Source organism: Xanthomonas vasicola pv. musacearum NCPPB 4379 (assembly GCF_000277895.2).
GTDB classification, from domain to species: domain Bacteria; phylum Pseudomonadota; class Gammaproteobacteria; order Xanthomonadales; family Xanthomonadaceae; genus Xanthomonas; species Xanthomonas vasicola.
The window spans coordinates 3,868,993-3,887,017 of record NZ_CP034655.1 but is presented as its reverse complement, the minus strand read 5'-3'; the positions used below and the strand labels follow the sequence as shown (position 1 = coordinate 3,887,017).

Genomic DNA, 18,025 nt, shown 5'->3' with positions numbered 1-18,025 from the left:
GTGCTAGGGCTAGGCGTTCTGCTGGCGGTGGCGTATTCGCCGTTGGCGCATTGGGCCAATGCCAGTCACCGCCCGGAGCTGGCTGTCATCGCCGGTGGTTTGCTGGTGCTGATGGTCTTGATCGAACCGATGGTTGCGCGCCGGGTCTGGGCCTGGGCGCTGGCACTGCTGCTGCTTGCCGGACTGGGCGCGCTGTGGCATTCGCCGTATGCGATGTTGGTGCTGGCGGCACCGCCGGTGATGTTCACCGCTTGGGTTGCCTGGTTTTTCGGGCGCAGCCTGCGCCACGGCCGCACGCCGCTGATCACCCGTATTGTCGAAGGCCTGTACGGCCAGGCCGGCATGCCGATCACGCCCGAACAAGGTCGTTATACGCGCCGTCTCACGCTGGCCTGGGCACTGCTGCTGTGCGGCCTGACCCTGGCCAATCTGGTGCTCGGCCTGTGCGCCGAACCCAGCGGCGTGCTGGCGCAGTTGGGCTATGCCTCGCCGCTGCCGATCAGCGATGCACGCGCCTCGTTGTTCGCCAATCTGCTCGCTTATGGCGTGATTGGCGGCTTCTTCATTGGGGAATATCTATTGCGCGGCCGCTGGTTTCCACAGCGTCCCTATCGTAATCTGCCAGACTTCTTGCGTCAGATGGCGCGGCTCGGGCCGGATTTCTGGCGCGATCTGCTGCGCTGAGTGCGTGGTCAGGGGTAGCGACGTACGTGCATATTTTCGGGGACAAGACAAAGATGCCGTTGGCAAGGATGCCGCCGCGCCTGGCGTGGGCTGTGTTCAACCTGTCGCAATTGGTGTTCGCGCTGGCCTTTACCGCTGGCGGGATCGTCTACGCGTTGGTATTGCTGGCGATCACACGCGATGCCGACCGACTGCTGCGCATGGGCAGCTGGATGTGGTCGCCGGTGCTGTTCCGCGGTGCGGGCGCCACCGTCATCGTGGAAGGGCGCGAGCGGGTGGATTGGTCCAAGAACTATCTGTTCGTGAGCAACCACCAGTCGATCATCGATATTTGCGCGCTGTTCTACGCCCTGCCGGTGTCGCTGCGCTTTTTGCTCAAGGAAGAAATGCGCAAGGTGCCGTTCGTGAACTGGTATGCGCGCGCCACCGGCATGCTGTTTCTGGACCGCGACAGCCGCAGGGCAGGGGCGCTGGTGCGACGTCAGGCCGCCGCGCTGTTGCGCGAGGGCAAACAGTTGTGTCTGTTTCCCGAAGGCACCCGCAGCCGCAACGGCGCATTATTGCCATTCAAGGCCGGGCTACTGCAGGCCGCTATCGATGCTGGCGTGCAGGTGGTTCCGGTGGCACTGGACGGTTGCGGCAAGGTGTTGCCGGTCGATGGCCTGTTCAGGGTGCGCCCGGGCATCATCCGCGTGCGGATCGGTACGCCGATCGCGGTGACCGGGCCGGATGCGCCGGATCGCCAACAATTGACCGAGCAGGCACACAAGGCCGTGGCTGCAATGCTTCAACCCAGGATCTGAGTTCTGCGCTTATGGATTTCGTTGTGCCGCATGATCATCCCTGCCTGCCCGGACATTTCCCGGGCCGTCCCGTGGTGCCTGGCGTGGTCGTGCTCGACCACGTGCTGCAGGCGGTGGAAGCGCTGCATGGCCCGCGTGCAGCCGCGCGCCTGCCGCAGGTGAAGTTCGTGCAGCCGTTGCTGCCCGGCCAGACCGCCTCGGTCACGCTGGAAGGCGATGGCCCGCGCTGGCGCTTTCGTGTGCAGCGCGACGGTACATTGCTTGTCAGCGGCGAACTGGTGGCGGAGGCAGCGGCATGAGCAAGCATTGGAAACAGCGTCCGGAAGGTGGTGGGCGCTTTGCGTTGTGGCTGATCCGCGGCATCGCACGGCACGGCGGGCGTGCAGTGGGCCGCGCGCTGCTGTATCCGATCACGCTGTACTTCCTGCTGGTGCGTGCGCCCGAGCGCGCCGCCTCGCGTGCCTATCTGGCGCGGGTGCTGGGCCGCCCGGCCACGCTGCGCGATGTGGCGCGGCACATCCACACCTTTGCTTCGACCATCCTGGACCGGGTCTACATGCTGTGCGGGCAGATGCAGCGCTTCCGCGTAGATATCAGCGGCCTGGATCAACTGCGCACGCAAATGGATCGCGGCCGCGGCGTGCTCATTTTCGGCTCGCACCTGGGTAGCTTCGATGCGCTGCGCGTGCTGGCCACCGAGCGTCCGGACGTGCAGGTCAAGGTGGTGCTGGACAAGGCGCACAACCGCGCCATGACCGACCTGCTGGGTGCGCTCAACCCGCAGCTGGCCGCCAACATCATCGACGCCGGCATGGATGCAACCTCGATCGTCATGGCGATCAAGGAAGCCACCGACGCCGGTGCGCTGGTGGCGCTGCTGATCGACCGTCCACGCGAGGGCGACCCGGCGCTGCCGGCGATGTTCCTCGGCCGCAATGCCATGTTCCCAACCTCGCCGTGGTTGATCGCCGCTGCGCTCAAGGTGCCGGTGGTGCTGGCGTTCGGCCTGTATCACGGCGGCAATCATTACGAGCTGGCGTTCGAAACCTTCAGCGAAGGCCTGGACGTGCCGCGTCGTCAGCGCGCCCCCGTGCTTGCGGTGCTCATGCGCGATTACGCTGCCAGGCTGGAACATTACACCTGCTACGCGCCGTACAACTGGTTCAACTTCTACGATTTCTGGAACACCCACCATGCCGATGTGCCGCACCCTGCCGTGGATGCTGATACTGCTGTTCAGCGCCGCACCGCTATGCGCCGCACCGCCTGAGACGCTTGACGTCGGGCAGGTGCTACAGCGCCTGGCCCGCCCTGCACCGGTCAGCACCGAATTCGTCGAACTGCGGGGCTCTGCCTTGCTGAAGACGCCGTTGCGCGTGGAGGGCCACTACCGGCGCCCGGATGCGCAGACATTGGTGCGCGAAGTGAGTGCGCCGTACCACGAAACCACCACGCTGACCGGCGACGAAGGCGTGCTGGAACGCGAAGGCAAATCGCCACGCCGTTTCTCGTTGAGCCGCGTGCCCGAACTGGCCGGCTTGAAGTCCGGCTTTGGTGCGTTGCTGTCTGGCGACCGCGCGCTGCTGGAGCAGCACTACAGCGTCAGCGGGCAGGGCCAGCCGCAGGCCTGGCAGCTGACGCTGCAGCCCAAGGATGCCGCCGTGGCCAAGCAGGTGCGCGAATTGCGTCTGTACGGACGCAAGGACGAACTGCGCTGTATCGAAAGCGTGCCGGCCAAGGGCGACGTGCAGCGCACGCTGCTGGGCACTGCGGCGCGCGAAGCGGCCGGCGTCGCCGATGCCGCCGCGCTGACCACGCTTTGCCACGGTTCGGGCGCGTGACCGCGCGCGGGATGGTTGCGCCGGTCGTTTCTAAACACATCACACCCTTCGCAGCTGAAACGCGCACGTTGCCGATAACGCCCGATGCCGCGCGTGCGGCCGGCGAGCGTTCGGCCGCTGCAGCAGGACACGTACACCATGTCGCTTAAGTTGAACGCAAACCGCCGCATCGGCCTGGCGCTGCTGTGGCTGGCATTGCTGGGGGTTGCCGGATTTTGGTTGAGCGAGACGCTCAAGGTCACCGGCGATCTGCGCAAATTCATGCCCGCCCCGCGCACGCCGGCGCAAAAACTATTGATCGAAGAACTTGGCGAAGGCCCAGGATCGCGGCTGCTGCTGATGGCGTTGTCCAATGGCGACCCCGTCACCTTGGCCGAGCAGTCGCAGCAACTGCAGAAAGCGCTGGCTGCACAGCCGGAGCTGTTCGAACTGGTCGGCAACGGTGGCAACGCCGGGTTGGAGGCGATCCCCAACCGCTTGCTGCCGTATCGCTATCTGCTCAGCGACAGCTTCGACAAGACCCCGCTCGACGCGCCGACGCTGGAAACCGCGTTGCAGGCGCGTGTGCAGGATCTGGGCTCGCCGGCGGCGGCCATGGTCGAGCCGTTGCTGCCGCGCGACCCCACGATGGAGGTCCTGCACCTGGCCGAAACCCTGCAGCCGGCAGCGATGCCGCAGACGCGCAATGACGTGTGGTTCGATCGTGCCGGCACTTCGGCGCTGTTGATCGTGCAGACACGCGCGGCCGGCTTCGACCCCACCGGCCAGCAGCTGGCTTACGACGCCGTGCAAGCGGCGTTCGCGAAGGTCAGCAAGGGCACGTCCACGCGCCTGACGCTGACCGGGCCGGGCGCATTCGCCGTGGAAATCACCGCGCGCACCCAAGGCGAGGCGCAGTGGATCGGCACGCTGGATACGGTGGGCCTGGTGCTGTTGCTGCTGGTGGCCTACCGCAGCTGGAGGATTCCGGTGCTCGGCGTGTTGCCGTTGGCCAGTGCCGGTTTGGCCGGTTTGGGCGCTGTCGCACTGCTGTTCGACGGCGTGCATGGCATCACTGTGGCGTTCGGGTTTACGCTGATCGGCGTGGTGCAGGATTATCCGATTCACCTGTTCAGTCATCAGCGCCCCGGTCTGGATCCACGCGAAAACGCGCGGCATCTGTGGCCGACGTTGGCCACCGGCGTGGTGTCCACCTGCATTGCTTATGTGACCTTCCTGTTTTCCGGCGTGGATGGCTTGCGGCAGTTGGCGGTGTTCACCATCGCTGGCCTTGCTACTGCCGCGGTCACCACACGCTGGATGCTGCCGGCCTTGATCGATCCGGCCCCGCGCGACTATGCCGATTCGCGCCTGCTGGCCGTGCTGTGGCGGGGCGTCGCGCGCTTGCCGCGGCCATGCATCAGCCTGGCGGTGATGGCCGTGGTCAGCATTGCCGTGATCGTGTTTGCGCCGGGGCAGTTCTGGCAGAACGATCTGTCGAAGCTGACCCCGGTGCCGCCCAAGGCATTGGCGCAGGACATGCATCTGCGTCAGGAACTGGGCGCGCCAGATGTGCGTTACGTGCTGGCGCTGCCGGCAGCGAACGATGAGGCGGCGTTGCAGGCCAGCGAGCAATTGCGCCCGCGCCTGGATGCATTGGTGCGCGATGGTGCGTTGCTCGGTTACGACATGGCGGCACGCTACCTGCCCAGCGCCAAGACCCAGCATGCGCGGCAGGCGGCGTTGCCTGATGCCGCGCAGGCGCGTGCGTTGACCGAGGCTGCCGTCGCCACCACGCCGTTCCGCAGCGATGCGTTTGCGCCGTTCCTGCAGGATCTGGACGCCGCCAAGCGCGCAGCACCGCTGCTGCCGAAGGATCTGACCGGCTCACCGCTGGCGACCTCGGTTGGTGGCTTGCTGCTGAGCCGTGGCGATCGCAGCACCGCGCTCGTGTCGTTGACCGGTTTGCGCGATCCGGCCATTCTGGCGGCGGCCGTGCAAGGCAGCGGCGCGCAATTGCTGGATCTGAAAGACGCCTCCGAATCGCTGGTGGCCGCTTACCGTGGACGGGTGCTTGGCGCGCTGGTATTGGCCGCCTTGTTGCTGGCGGTGACCGTGGCGATCGCACTGCGTAGCCCGCGCCGTATCGCGCGCGTGCTGCTGCCGATGGCGCTAACCACCGTGCTGATTCTGGCGATCCTGCGCGGCACCGGCGTGGAGCTCAATCTGTTCCATCTGATCGCGTTGATTCTGGCCGCCGGCCTGGGTCTGGATTACGCGCTGTTCTTCGATCACGCCGGCGACGATCACGCCGACCAGCTACGCACGCTGCATGCGTTGATCGTCTGCAGCCTGATGACACTGCTGGTGTTCGCGTTGTTGGCCGCGTCCAGCATTCCGGTCTTGCGTGCCATCGGTAGCACGGTGGCGCTGGGCGTGTTGTTCAATTTCATTCTGGCCTTGCTGGTATCGCGCGAACCGGCGCTGGAACACACCGCAAAAGGAGAGCCGCATGCAGGGACGTGACGCGATTGCCAGGCTGATTCCGCACCAGGGCAGCATGTGCCTGTGGGAAGAAGTCATCGAGTGGGATGAGCAGCGCATCGTGCTGCGCAGCCACGCGCATCGCAGCGATGCGCATCCGTTACGGTCCAACGGGCGCCTGCGTGCGCTGCATCTATGCGAATACGGCGCACAGGCCATGGCCGTGCATGGCGGTTTGCTGGGACGCGCATCCGGCAAGCCGGTACGCGCATCCGGCAAACCGGTACGCACGGGCATGCTGGTGGCGCTGCGTGGCGTGGAGTTGCACGTTCGCTATCTGGAAACCCTGCCTGGGGCGATCGACTGCGAAGCACAGCTGCTGATGCAGGGCGAGGACAGCCAGCAATACAGTTTTCGCCTGACCCATGGCGAGCAATTGCTTGCCGAGGGGCGTGCTGCGGTGATGCTGGGCGCTGCGAAGGCCCTGTAGGAGCGCGCTTGCGCGCGATGAAGCGTTACCGCTAAAGCCTCATCGCGCGCCAGCGCGCTCCTACCGAATGTGGGCGCTCAATGCCGGCGATCTATTCCTGCGCTTGCCGCAAGTGGTTAGGATGAGGCTCTTTCCGCCGCCGTTTCCGCGGCTTCATCTGGACTTCCATGAGCACATCCATTCCAAAACGCCGCGCACTTGTCACCGGCGGTAGCGGCGATCTTGGTGGTGCGATCTGCCGTCACCTGGCTGCGCAGGGCCGGCATGTGATCGTGCATGCCAATCGCAATCTGGCCCGTGCGGAAGCGGTGGTTGCGGCGATCGTGGCCGATGGCGGTAGCGCACAGGCAGCGGCCTTCGATGTGGCTGACGCGCAGGCAAGTTCGGCGGCGCTGGAGAGCTTGCTGGAATCCGGCCCGATCCAGATCGTGGTCAACAACGCCGGCATCCATGATGATGCGCCGATGGCGGGCATGAATGTGGAGCAGTGGCACCGCGTCATCGATGTGTCGCTGCACGGTTTCTTCCACGTCACCCAGCCGTTGCTGCTGCCGATGGCGCGCACGCGTTGGGGCCGTATCGTCAGCGTGTCGTCGGTTGCTGCCGTTTTAGGTAATCGCGGCCAGACCAATTACGCCGCCGCCAAGGCGGCGTTGCACGGTGCCAGCAAGTCGCTATCGCGCGAAATGGCCAGCCGCGGCATTGCGGTGAATGTCGTCGCGCCGGGCGTGATCGAAAGCGAGATGGTCGGCGACAGTTTCGCGCCGGAGGTGATCAAGCAATTGGTGCCGGCCGGCCGCGTCGGCAAACCCGATGAAGTGGCCGCGCTGGTCGCCTTCCTGTGCTCGGAAGCAGCCGGCTACATCAATGGCCAGGTCATCGGCGTCAATGGCGGCATGGGCTGAGCACCACGCCGCCCATGCTCAGCGGCAACTGAAGCTGGCAGCGCTGTCGACATTGCCACCGACGTAGCGCGCCACCTGCGGATACGGACACAATGGCCGCGTGCGTCCCTTGCCCCATTGGCTGGGCACCTCGCCGTTCTCGCTGCGCGCAGCGGCGGTGATCGCTGCGGGTGCCTGGCCGTGTTCCACCCACGCGATCAAAGGCGTCAACGCGTCGAATTGATCGGTTGCCGGCCCGCCGGCGCAATGACTCATGCCTGGCACCGGGAACAGCCGGGCGAAATCGCTGGCCTTGCCATCATTGGCGATCGTCAGCTGCGTATACCAGGCCGCGGTATCGTCGAAGGAAAAGATCGCATCGCCGGTGCCGTGGTAGATCAGCAGCTTGCCGCCGCGTGCTTTCAGCGCCGATAGATCGGTCTCGTGCGGCGGCGTCATGTAGTCCCATGCGGAGGTGGTGTAGACACCGGAGGTCGCAAAGATCTTCGCCGCGTCGCGGGCGAAATTGAAGCCAAGCGCATAGCCGGCCAGATCCTGCTCGGCGCTGCGATCGGCGGGCGGGCTCATGAACTCGAACGCCACCGATGCCGACACCAGGGTCAGCGATGCCGACTGCCGCCAGTTGGCCCAATCGCCGCTGGACACGCCCGGGTCGTAGGGAAAGCTGGCGTACAACGCCCCGTCGGCACCGTCACGCGCGCCGGCATAGATGGCGCCGACGGCTTGTTTTTGCGCTGCGGTCAGGCAACTGCCGGTACGGCCGGCGCTGCCGCAGGTCGGTACATCGCGGCCCAGATCGAAATTTCTCTGACAGGCCGCCACATCCTGCACCATGCTGTCCTTCGCACCATCCAGGGCATCGCACCGCGCGAGGATGGCATCGCCCACCAGGCGCCGTTCGGCGGCCGTCAGGCCGCTGGCGACATCGTGGCCGTCGCTGAGCGCGGCCAATTGCTGCGCCGTCGCCATCGCGGCCAGTGCGGCCTTGGGGAGATGAAAGCCGGGGTCGCCGGCCAGAATGCCGTCATAGTTGGCGGCATCGCGCGCGGCGGCCACCATCGCGTGGCGGCCGCCATTGGAACATCCGCCGAAGTAGCTGGTATCGGGTCCCTTGCCGTACGCGACGGCGATGACCTGCTTGGCCATCGCCGTCAGCACCGCGCGATAGCCATAGTCCAGGCGCGCCTGGGGATCCAGGCCGAACAAGGGATTCTGATCGCCCTCATGGCCGGCGTCGGAACTGATCACCGCAAAACCCATGCCCAGTGCGCTGTTCTGCTCGCCCCCGCCCCCGATGTCGCCAGTCGCGGTGACCACGCTGCCGTCCAGGCCGTCATTGGCCTGGTAGAAGAAGCGCCCATTCCAGGCCTTGGGCAAGCGCATCTCGAAGTTGATCGCATAGGTCTGCTGATCCACTGGACTGGTGCGTTGGTGCATTTTGCCGACGATTTGGCAGTGTTCGCCGATCGCGCGTGCGCCGCTGTGCAAACGGCCGGCGTCGACCGTGGCGACCGTGCTGAAGGTGGTATCGGCATAGGCAAGCTTGGCCGCCAGCGCGTCGCAGCTTTGCGACATTTTCGCCGGAACTGCCGCGCCCTTGCCGGACGTGTCTTGCGCCGGCAGGTAGAGCGGCACGGCCAGGCACGCCAGCGCGGCCGGCAACGTCAACAGGTAGGCCTTCTTCACGTTTTCTCCAATCCGACGGTGCGTCGGAAGCGATTGCGGCGCATACCTGTACGCATCACTCTGCGGGCGCGCCAGGCGAGGGAAAGGCGACCGTGATCGGTGCCCGGCGCGCTGAGGAGGGGGCTGTCGCCGTGGAGGGCGACAGACAGCGCGCGTGACGGAGTGTCAGGCCAGGTGGGCTGCCACACCGTGATGGCCGACTGAACGCTGCGAAAGGATGACGTTGGGAGCGAAGCGCTTGCCGCGAACCGGGCGCGTTGACGGCGTTGCTGTCCACGGCCAGCGATCCTGAAGGATCGACCGGGCGTGAATCGCAGCGCGCTGCTCGTCGGTACGCAAACAACGGATGCTGACGTCGGCGGGGATGCGTTGGCTAGCTGGGCCGAACCGACGTTGACGGATTGTGGCCGGAGCTATCGGCCATATCAGTGCTCAGGTTGCCCGATTACCCGCAGTGGCCGATCGAGGGCTACGCCCGGCAGGCGGCTGCGGCATTAAAGAGCGTAATACGGCGCCTGCGTCACCGCGCCGTGGGTGCCTCAGGCCGCGTCGGCATACCATGGTGCGGTGAGCACCGGGTCGCCGACGGCGTTGGCGGTCAGGGCGTCCAGTCCATGATCGGACAGAAGCGGATGGCGTTGTTGCGCCTTGTGCAGGATCTCCCGCGCCAATACCGCCATGCGGGCGATATTGTTGTGCAGGCGCGCGGCAAAGGCTTCGTCGTCGAGCGTGTCGCGCAAGGCGCCATTGAGGGCGTTGAACCAGTCGATCAAGTACTGGTCGAGCAGGCGGCCGTCGGCTGGCGGCATGGCCTGGGCGCGATTGTGCTCGCCCCAGTCGTGCAGCACCCGCTGCATTGCCAGATTCATGTCGCGCGCGAACAGAAAGTCGTTCTTCATGCGCGAGAGCAAACTGAGATTGGCGATGCGCCCGCTGCAGAACAGCGGTGCCAGCAATGACCAGTAGTAGGTGTAATCCCAGATCACCTTGACCGGCATCACCTGCTCATCGCCGAACAGCGCGTACTGGTCCTGATACAGGGTCAAGGTGTTTTCGTAGAACGAGAAATACAGCTGCTCGTACAGCTCCACGTACGGGCTGAGCGATTTGCCGGCGCGGTCGCGGCCGATCAATTCGCAGATATAGGTGTTGGAGATCGCGATGAAGTCGCTGCCAGGCGAATAGAACGGATCCAGGAACACGCCCGCTTCGCCGGTCAGTGCCCAGCGCTGCGGCGAGAACACCTGCTTGCAGCCATACGAGAAGTTGCGCAGGAACAGAAAGTCCTGCAGCCGGTAATCGGCCTGGTCGAGCGTGGCGGCCACCTGCGGCTGATGCGTACGCAGCCAGGTCATCGCCTTCTCGTGGGAGTTCATGCCTTCCAGCGGATGCATGTCTGCATCGCAGACGATGCCCAGCGAATGCGCACCCGAAGACAGCGGAATCAGCCAGAACCAGTAGCCCGGCCCGCACATGTGATTGGTCGAACGCCAGCGGTCCGGCGGCGTGCAGCGCTGCAGCCAGCTGCTGTTCTGCGACCAGACATTGGGGTCGATCAGGCCTTCCACCCGCCACCACACCGCATTGGCGTTGTGATCGTTGTCCTGCGCCAGGCCGAGCTTGCGCTTGAGCAGGCCGGCGCGGCCGCTGGCGTCCACCACCCAGCGTGCGCTCAGCGTGCCGGGCGTGCCATCGCGTTCGAAGCGCACTGCGTGGTCGGTGTCGTTGTCGGACAGGTCAACGCCCTTGACACTGCAACTGTCGACAAAGGCGATGCCCTGCGCACGCGCGCGTTCGCCGAGAAAATTTTCGAAACGGCCGCGATCAATCTGCCAGGACGGCGTGGGCAGGATCTTGCTCACGCCCAGTTCGGTACAACGGTCGATATCGCTGCGCTGGTCGGAGAAGAAAAAGCGGAACCCGAACTTGCGAATCTGCTCCGTTTCCAGATGCTCGCGCAGACCAAGCACGTCGGCAAAATAATGCGCGCCGATTTCAACCGTGGATTCGCCAACCTTGAACGCGGCTTCGCGCACCGGGTGGGCGCGCCGTTCCAGCACGGTGATTGCCAGTGCGGGGTCGCGTTGCTTCAACTGCAACGCCAAGCTCAGGCCGGCCAGGCCACCCCCGGTGATCACGACATCGGCGCGCGGTACATTCATGGGGACTGGTTGCTCTTGGTGACCTCGGGCACAGTAGCAAATTCGCCGTCGGCATCGTCAACGATCACCGGGTTGGCGCGCACGCGGCGGTATTCGCGCCACACATGGCCGTACGCCCAGACCTGTGCGACCACGTGCGAGGTGATATTCCACAGATCGCGCACCAGCCGAAAATGGCTCTTGCGAAATGTGCCCGGCGAGGTGCCGGCATAGCGGGTTTCGATCGGCACTGCGACCACGCGCGCGCCGGCCTGGCGTGCGGCGGAAATCAGCAGCTGCGCTTCGAACACGAAGCCTTCGCCGGGCACATTCGGCAGGGTGAACACCGAAGCCGGATATAGCCGCTGGCCGCTTTGGCTGTCGACCAGGCGGAAGCCGCAGGCCCAGGCAATGCCCCAGTCGCCGAAGTCGTTGCCGATGCGGCGGATGGTGGGCTGGGTGGCGCGCTTGCGCATGCGCGCACCGATGATCACGCAGCCCGGGTGGCGGTTGGCCGCGGCGAGCAGACGCGGGAAATCGGCCGCCTTGTGCTGGCCGTCGCCGTCCATGGTCATCACCGCGCGCATGCCAAGCCGCTGTGCTTCGGCAAAACCACTGCGCAGTGCGGCGCCCTTGCCCATGCGCTGCGGGTGACGGATCAGCGTCACTGGCATGCCGGCGATGCACTCGGCGGTGCCATCGTCGGAGCCATCGTCGATCACGATGACGTGCGAGCAATAGGTCAGCGCGTCGGTGACCACTTCGCGGATGCGCAGCACCTCGTTCAAGGCCGGCACCAGAATGGCGGTGTCGTCGCGGCTTAGCGGCTGCCGGCTCATCGCTGGATCTCCACGCGCAGTACCCGGCCCGGGGCGGCATACAGCGCCACGCTGTCACCACTGCCGGCCAACAGGTCGAACAGCGGCAGCATCGGCGCCATCGCATTGCTGGCAATGTGGCGCGACAGCGCGCCATCGCCGCGCGAGGGCGTGCCGTCTTCCAATTGTGCATGCAGCTGCGGCTTGCCGGCCTGGCCGGGCGCGCCCAGCACCAGCGCGCTACCAAGCAGGCCCTGGCTGGGCGCGACCCGGCCCAACGGCCCAACCGAGCGGGCGTCGTAGCTCGCCAGCAGCACGGCCTCCGCACCGGCAGCGCGTTGGACCAGCGCTTCCAGCAGGCCCTGCGCGAAGCTGCCCAGGCTGGCGCTGATCGCGGTGGCCGGGGTCATCGCGCCGGCGCCGATGGTCCAGTAGCCGGCCGCGGCGTTATGCACCGAGTTGTGGAACTTGGTCGGCGAGATCGCCAATGGGTCGCTGGCCAGGGTGGTGCACATGTAATCGGAGATGGCCAGATCGCCATACGTGGAGGTAAAGATCGACGGCAGGCTGGCCGGGTCGCGACCAGCGGCGCTGCACGCGGCCAGCGCGGCTTCCAGCGACACCGCGACGGTGTCCGGCGCACGGCGGCGTTCGTTGGCGGCCAGCAATTGCGGCGCCGGGCGGGCGGGGGTTTCCTGCAGCTCACCGCCGCGCGCGAACGCGCTGGCGGCCTCCCAGTTGGGTAGCCCCTGGGTCCAGAAGCCGATGCCTTCGATGGTCGCGGTCAGCATCAGCGGGCCCGTCCGAACAGCAGCGAACAGTTGTTGCCGCCAAAGCCGAAAGAATTATTCATGGCGTAGTCGATCCGGGCATGCGCGTTGTCGAAGCGGATCTGCGGGCCGCAGGCCGGGTCGGGCACCTCGCTGTTGAGCGTGCCGGGCAGCACGTCGTCGCGCAGCGCGAGCAGGGCGATCACCGATTCGACGATGCCGGCCGCGCCCAATGTGTGGCCGGTCCAGGCCTTGGTCGAACTGGCGTGCAAGGTGCCGGGGAAGATTGCGGCTACGGCAGCAGCTTCGACGCTGTCGTTGGCCGGCGTGGCAGTGCCGTGCAGATTCAGATAGCCCACCGCAGCGGGCTCCAGGCCACCGCGTTCGAGCGCACCGCGCATCGCCAGCTGCGCGCCCAGGCCTTGCGGATGCGGCGCCGACATATGGTGTGCGTCGCTGGATTCGCCATAGCCGTACAGCCACAGCGCCGCCTCCGGTGCGGCCGCCGGGCGTTCGAGCAGCGCAAAGCCGCCGGCCTCGCCCAGGCTCAGGCCGACCCGGCGCGCATCGAATGGCTGGCACATCTCCGGCGCCACCACTTGCAGCGAGTTGAAGCCGAACAGCATGCTGCCGCACAAGGTGTCCACGCCGCCGACCAGTGCCGCGTCGATCACCCCGGCATCCATCAGCCGCGCCGCCTGGGCGAACACCTTGGCGCTGGACGAACACGCCGTGGCCACGGTCACGCACGGGCCACGCAAGCCGGTGGCGTGCTGCACGAAGTCGCCCAGCGAATGCGGGGTGTGCACGATCGGGCGATTCAGATCCTCGGGGAAACGCGCACCGTCGGCGTCGTCGACCAGCCGCGTATACGCCTCTTCGCTGGCGCCGATGCTGGAGGTGGAGGTCCCGATGATCACCGCCACCCGCTCGGCGCCGTAGCGCTGCGCGGCCGCCTGCACGGCCTGCGCCATGCCGTCCTGCTGCAGGGCCAGCCAGGCCAGGCGGTTGTTGCGGCACTCCCACTCTTGCACGGCATCGGGCAGTACCACTTCTTCCACGCCATCGACGCGGCCGACCCAGCAGGGCAGCAGCGGTTGCGGGCCGAAATCGTTGCGACGCAGGCCGCTGCGGCGGGCGCTCAAGGCGGCGGCCTGGGCCGCAAGCCCGGCGCCGAGCGCGGTGGTGGAAGTGAACGCGGTGACGGCAACCGGGGCCATCTGGGACGAATGCTGCGCTTGGCTCACGATGGTCTGGCTGGCAAAAAGTGCGCTCAGTATATCGATGGCATGCGCCCGCCCCGTGGATGGCGCAACTGAATGTGACAGTCATGTCGCTGACACGGCTGGGATTTTCGCGCAGGCCGCGCTTTCGCCATCGCTGCAATTGCGACACAATCGACGCGACACACCTCTCTTTCGAGCGCGACCACGCGCGCATGCACGCATACGTCTATAAAAGCCAACGCAAGCAGGACACCTTCGTCTATCTCGCCACGCGTGACGACTTCTCCGGTCTTCCTGCCGACGTGCATGCGCAGCTGGCGCCGTTTTCATTCGTACTGGATGTGGCGTTGACGCCCGAACGCCGCCTGGCGCAGGCCGATGTGGCGACGGTGCGCGAGGCGCTGGGCAAGCACGGGTTCTATCTGCAACTGCCCAGAACCATCGTGCTCGCAGGCGAGTGCGACTATGACTGAGCCTGTGCGGGGCGCACGGACGCGCGCCGCAGCGCTGGCCGGCGCGGCCGGCGTGGCGCTGTGCTTGCTCGGTGGCGTTGGCGGCGTGGTTGCGGCGCTGAGCCTGTGGCTGGCGCAGCCGGCCTTGGCGCTGGCGGTGTCGTGGGCACGTGGCACGCGCGCAGTGCCGAGCCAACCGCGCGCCGTCGCGCAGGCGCTGCCACCGTTGCTGGCGATCTGGGGTGTGGGCCTGCTGGCGCTGGCCGCACTGATCAGTTGGCCGCTGACGGCCCTGCGCGACAGCGGTAGCCTGGCTGCCGCGCTGGCGTTGAGCGTGGCAGTCAGCGCCGCCTTGCTCGGTTTGTGGCGGACCTGGCCGTTGTGGGGCGAGGTGGAACGCGACGGCGGTGCGCTGGCGCCACGCTGGCAGGCGCTGGCCACGCAGGAATTGCATGCCTGGCGCGGTCTGCTGGCGGCCGCGCTGGTGTTGGCGATGTGCACGCTGGCCGTGGTGCTGACCTGGCCGGGCTGGTTGTCCGGCGGCCTGCGTTGGGGGTTGGCGGTTGCCGCCGCTGTGCTGCTGCCGGCGGCCCACCTGCTGCTGCAACGCACTGCTGCGCCGGTGCGCTGCGATGCGCCGCCGGCACGCCAGGCGGCCGATTTCTTCTCCGAAGCGGCAGCCGCGCCGCGCCCGCTGGAGCCGGTGGCCCAGCATCAGCTGGTGCCCGAACTGTTCGAAGCCGCGCGCAGTGGGCGGGTGGACCGCGCGCTGCAATTGCTTGAGGCCGGTGCCGACCCGCAGGCGTTGCCGTTACCGGAATGGCGCGATCAACGCAGCCTGCCGGCGCTGGCAGCGGTGTTGCCGGACCTGCGCCTGCTGCGCGAGTTGATCGTGCGCCGCGTCGACGTCAACCAACCGCATCGCGGCATGACCCCGTTGCTGGCCGCGACCCGCGACAGCTGGCACGGCCGCCCGGACGCGGTGATGACCTTGCTGGCCAACGGCGCCGACCCGCGCTCTACCGACAACGACGGCAACACCCCACTGCATCACGCCGTGCGCAGTTCCGACCCGGGCGTGGCCGCGCTGTTGCGCGATGCCGCTGCCGAGCTGGACGCGCTCAACAATGAAGGCCACTCGCCGCTGGCGATGGCGTGCCAGGTTGGCAACTGGCGGCTGGCCAAGTTCTTGCTGGAGCGCGGCGCGCATTCCGAACCGGAGGGCGGCGCCCCGGTGCTGCTGGCCGCGGCCGGCACCGAAGAAGACGACCCGGCCGGCGTGCAGCTGCTGCTCAAGCACAAGGCGCGCGTGGATGCGCGCGACCGGCAGCGCCGCAGCGCCTTGCACGAAGCCGCACTGGCCGGCCACGGCGACATCGTCGAGGCGCTGTTGTCGGCGGGAGCCAATCTGGAAGCCCGTGATCTGCTTGGCCGCACGCCGTGGCTGGATGCGGCGCGGCAGGCGCGCAGCGCGGTGCTCGAGCGCCTGGTCGCGCGCAAGGCCGACGTACTGGCCATCGATGGCGAGGGCCGCAACGCGGTGATGCTGGCCTGCGCCGCCGACAACGTGTCGCCAGCGCTGATCCGCCGCTTGCTGGATCTGCAGGTGCCTGCCGATAGCGTCGATGCGCACGGCCGTCGCGCGGTGGATGTAGCTGCCGAAGCCGGACGTTGGGCGATCGTGCAGTTGCTTGATCCCGCTTACCCGTTGCCGGCTGCGGTCAGCGACGGGCATGGCGACACGCCCGGCGTTGCCGTGCTGCCCGATCGTCCGCCGCTGGTGCTGCTGCGCGAAGGCCTGCAGTTCGGGCAGCGCGACGGCCTGGTTGCGCTGGCGCGGCTGTGCGCGCCGGAAGAACTTGGCGGCCTGTTGCACGATGCGCATCTGGCCTTGAATGCCGAGGCGGTCGACTGGCTGCTGCGTCACGGCGCCGATGCCGACGTGCGCGACGCCTGCGGCGATGTACCGATGTTCGCGCTGCTCTCGCGCGGCGTGGAGGCGGTGCCGGCCCTGCAGGCGTTGCTGCGGCATGGCGTCTCGCCGGCCGGTGCCGGTGGTCTGACCCGCTTGCTGAGTGCCTGCGTGCAGCATGACGCCGCATCGCGCGGGCTGGAACAGTTAGCGCTGGAACTGCTCGAACGCGGCGCCGACCCGTTCGCGCCCTCGGCCGCCGGCGATCCGCCGTTGTCGCTGGCGGTGCGGCTGGGTTGGCTGCGCCTGCAGCAATGGTTGCTGGAACATGGCGTGGACCGCGAAGCGCGCGACAGCCACGGCATGACCGCGCTGCATCTGGCGACCGCACTCGGCCGCGACGCCTCGCTGAAACTGCTGGTCAAGCAGGGCGCCTCGCCGGAAGCGCGCGCTGCCGATGGGCAAACCCCGTTGGGCGTGGCGCTGTCGATCGGCCGCCGCGATCTGGCCGACTGGCTGGATTGGCGCATCTGGTCGCTGCCGCGCCGCACGCTGCGCGAAGCAGATGTGCCGGCCGCCGCAATGACCGGCGACACCGATGCGGTGCGCCGCCTGATCGACCTCGGCCTGCCGGTTGACGCCGTCGACGCGCAAGGCTGCACCGCGCTGCTGCGTGCGGCCGGTGGCGGGCACCTTGGCGTGGTCGCGCATCTGCTCAACCGCGGCGCCGATCCGCAGCGTGCCGCCAACAGCGGCGCCACGCCGTTGTCGGCGGCGGTGAGCATGCGCCAGACCGAGATCGTGGCCGCCTTGCTGCAGGCCGGCGCGCAGATCGAACACCGCCTGCCGGGTGGCGTGACCGTGCTGATGCTGGCCTGCGCGCTGGGCCTGCCGGACATCGTGGCGCGCCTGCTCACCGCCGCGGCCGACGTGCACGCCACCGACAATCAGGAGCTGGCGCCGTTGCATTGCGCTGCGTTGTACGGCTTCACCGCGCGCGACAAGAACCGTCTGCTCGCCTTGCTGGACACCTTGCTGCTGGCCGGCGCCGACCCGGAACACCTGGCCGGTGGCCGGGTCAGCCCCTTGCTGCTGTTGCTGGGCGCACGTGCCGAACCAGGCACCGCCTGCGACGAGCAGGTGGTGCTGGCCGGGGTCGAACGCCTGCTTGACGAAGAGGTGTCGCTGGACGTGGCCGACCAACGCGGTTTCGGCCCGCTGCATCTGGCCGCATTGCATGGCCTGCCGCTGCTGGTGCAGCGTCTGTTGCGGGCCGGCGCCGATGCCGACCGCCGCGACGCGCTCAACCGCACCCCGCGTGAGATCGCCATCATGCGCGGTTTCATTGATGTGGCTGGCCAGTTCGAACCCGCGCTGCCAGGCGTCTCCTCGATGGCGCGCTTCCTGCGCGAAGGCCGCTGAGCCAGCGCGGCGGGCAACTGCTGCGGCTGTTGTTCGTGTGCAGCCGCAACCGCCTGCGCAGCCCCACCGCCGAGCGCGTGTTCGCCGACTGGCCCGGCGTGCAGGCGCAATCGGCCGGGTTGGCCGCAGATGCCGAAGTGCAGGTCACCCCGGAGTTGCTGCAGGAAGCGCAGGTGGTGCTGGTGATGGAACGTCGCCACCTGCAACTGCTGCGCAAACGCTTCGCTGCGCAGCTGCGCCATTGCCGGGTGATCTGTCTGCAGATTCCCGACGACTACGCGTACATGGACCCGGCACTGATACGCCGCCTGGAACACACGGTGCCACCACTGCTGCGTTTGCCCGCGCAGCCGTAACCTGATCCCGACACGGCGCATGCAAAACTGCGCGTTCTTTCGCCGGAAGGAAACGC

At 67.2% G+C, this 18,025-nt stretch carries 16 protein-coding genes; 11 read left to right on the top strand and 5 right to left on the bottom strand.

Annotated features, from left to right (window positions below):
• The 8 genes from KWO_RS18010 to fabG all read left to right on the top strand — a co-directional run bounded on the left by KWO_RS18010 (position 1) and on the right by fabG (position 7,186).
• Positions 1-684 (top strand): COG4648 family protein, encoded by a 684-nt coding sequence (locus KWO_RS18010; RefSeq protein ID WP_017112522.1) that lies wholly within the window; start codon positions 1-3, stop codon positions 682-684.
• Positions 685-737: 53 nt separating this feature from the next.
• Complete coding sequence (locus tag KWO_RS18005) at positions 738-1,487, top strand: lysophospholipid acyltransferase family protein (RefSeq protein WP_010381440.1); 750 nt, start codon at positions 738-740, stop codon at positions 1,485-1,487.
• Positions 1,488-1,498: 11 nt separating this feature from the next.
• Positions 1,499-1,786: an ApeI family dehydratase gene (locus tag KWO_RS18000; RefSeq protein WP_010369753.1), complete on the top strand. Its 288-nt coding sequence runs from the start codon at positions 1,499-1,501 to the stop codon at positions 1,784-1,786.
• Positions 1,783-2,757 carry a lysophospholipid acyltransferase family protein gene (locus KWO_RS17995; protein ID WP_010369755.1) on the top strand — a complete coding sequence of 325 codons (975 nt, stop codon included), beginning with the start codon at positions 1,783-1,785 and terminating at the stop codon, positions 2,755-2,757. The genes KWO_RS18000 and KWO_RS17995 overlap by 4 nt, the downstream gene beginning before the upstream one ends.
• Positions 2,681-3,328, top strand: coding sequence for a LolA-related protein (locus tag KWO_RS17990; RefSeq protein WP_010381441.1), 648 nt, complete (start codon positions 2,681-2,683; stop codon positions 3,326-3,328). Before KWO_RS17995 ends, KWO_RS17990 begins: the two co-directional genes overlap by 77 nt.
• Positions 3,329-3,466: 138 nt before the next feature.
• Positions 3,467-5,833 (top strand): MMPL family transporter, encoded by a 2,367-nt coding sequence (locus KWO_RS17985; protein ID WP_026112144.1) that lies wholly within the window; start codon positions 3,467-3,469, stop codon positions 5,831-5,833.
• Positions 5,820-6,281 (top strand): hotdog family protein, encoded by a 462-nt coding sequence (locus tag KWO_RS17980; RefSeq protein ID WP_010381443.1) that lies wholly within the window; start codon positions 5,820-5,822, stop codon positions 6,279-6,281. Before KWO_RS17985 ends, KWO_RS17980 begins: the two co-directional genes overlap by 14 nt.
• 167 nt (positions 6,282-6,448) lie before the next feature.
• Positions 6,449-7,186, top strand: coding sequence for a 3-oxoacyl-ACP reductase FabG (gene fabG, locus KWO_RS17975; RefSeq protein ID WP_010381444.1), 738 nt, complete (start codon positions 6,449-6,451; stop codon positions 7,184-7,186).
• A gap of 18 nt (positions 7,187-7,204) precedes the next feature.
• Here fabG and KWO_RS17970 read toward each other — a convergent pair whose 3' ends face one another.
• The 5 genes from KWO_RS17970 to KWO_RS17950 all read right to left on the bottom strand — a co-directional run bounded on the left by KWO_RS17970 (position 7,205) and on the right by KWO_RS17950 (position 13,821).
• A complete protein-coding gene (locus KWO_RS17970; RefSeq protein ID WP_017112519.1) occupies positions 7,205-8,872 on the bottom strand; it encodes a tannase/feruloyl esterase family alpha/beta hydrolase in 1,668 nt (555 codons plus the stop codon).
• Between the two features lie 539 nt (positions 8,873-9,411).
• Positions 9,412-11,034 carry an NAD(P)/FAD-dependent oxidoreductase gene (locus tag KWO_RS17965; RefSeq protein WP_010381447.1) on the bottom strand — a complete coding sequence of 541 codons (1,623 nt, stop codon included), beginning with the start codon at positions 11,032-11,034 and terminating at the stop codon, positions 9,412-9,414.
• Positions 11,031-11,852, bottom strand: coding sequence for a glycosyltransferase family 2 protein (locus KWO_RS17960; RefSeq protein ID WP_010381448.1), 822 nt, complete (start codon positions 11,850-11,852; stop codon positions 11,031-11,033). Before KWO_RS17960 ends, KWO_RS17965 begins: the two co-directional genes overlap by 4 nt.
• The gene (locus tag KWO_RS17955) at positions 11,849-12,622 is read right to left on the bottom strand and encodes a beta-ketoacyl synthase chain length factor (RefSeq protein WP_017112518.1); all 774 of its coding nucleotides are present in this window, start codon (positions 12,620-12,622) and stop codon (positions 11,849-11,851) included. Before KWO_RS17955 ends, KWO_RS17960 begins: the two co-directional genes overlap by 4 nt.
• A complete protein-coding gene (locus KWO_RS17950) occupies positions 12,622-13,821 on the bottom strand; it encodes a beta-ketoacyl-[acyl-carrier-protein] synthase family protein (RefSeq protein ID WP_017112517.1) in 1,200 nt (399 codons plus the stop codon). Before KWO_RS17950 ends, KWO_RS17955 begins: the two co-directional genes overlap by 1 nt.
• 218 nt (positions 13,822-14,039) lie before the next feature.
• On the opposite strand from KWO_RS17950, the gene KWO_RS17945 reads away from it, so the two are divergent.
• Genes KWO_RS17945 through KWO_RS17935 form a run of 3 tightly spaced genes read left to right on the top strand, consistent with a single transcriptional unit; the run spans position 14,040 to position 17,969 of the window.
• Positions 14,040-14,300, top strand: coding sequence for a YcgL domain-containing protein (locus KWO_RS17945; RefSeq protein WP_010369792.1), 261 nt, complete (start codon positions 14,040-14,042; stop codon positions 14,298-14,300).
• The gene (locus tag KWO_RS17940; protein WP_017113694.1) at positions 14,293-17,613 is read left to right on the top strand and encodes an ankyrin repeat domain-containing protein; all 3,321 of its coding nucleotides are present in this window, start codon (positions 14,293-14,295) and stop codon (positions 17,611-17,613) included. Before KWO_RS17945 ends, KWO_RS17940 begins: the two co-directional genes overlap by 8 nt.
• Positions 17,614-17,639: 26 nt before the next feature.
• Positions 17,640-17,969 (top strand): low molecular weight protein tyrosine phosphatase family protein, encoded by a 330-nt coding sequence (locus KWO_RS17935; protein WP_080762897.1) that lies wholly within the window; start codon positions 17,640-17,642, stop codon positions 17,967-17,969.
• Positions 17,970-18,025 lie beyond the last annotated feature (56 nt).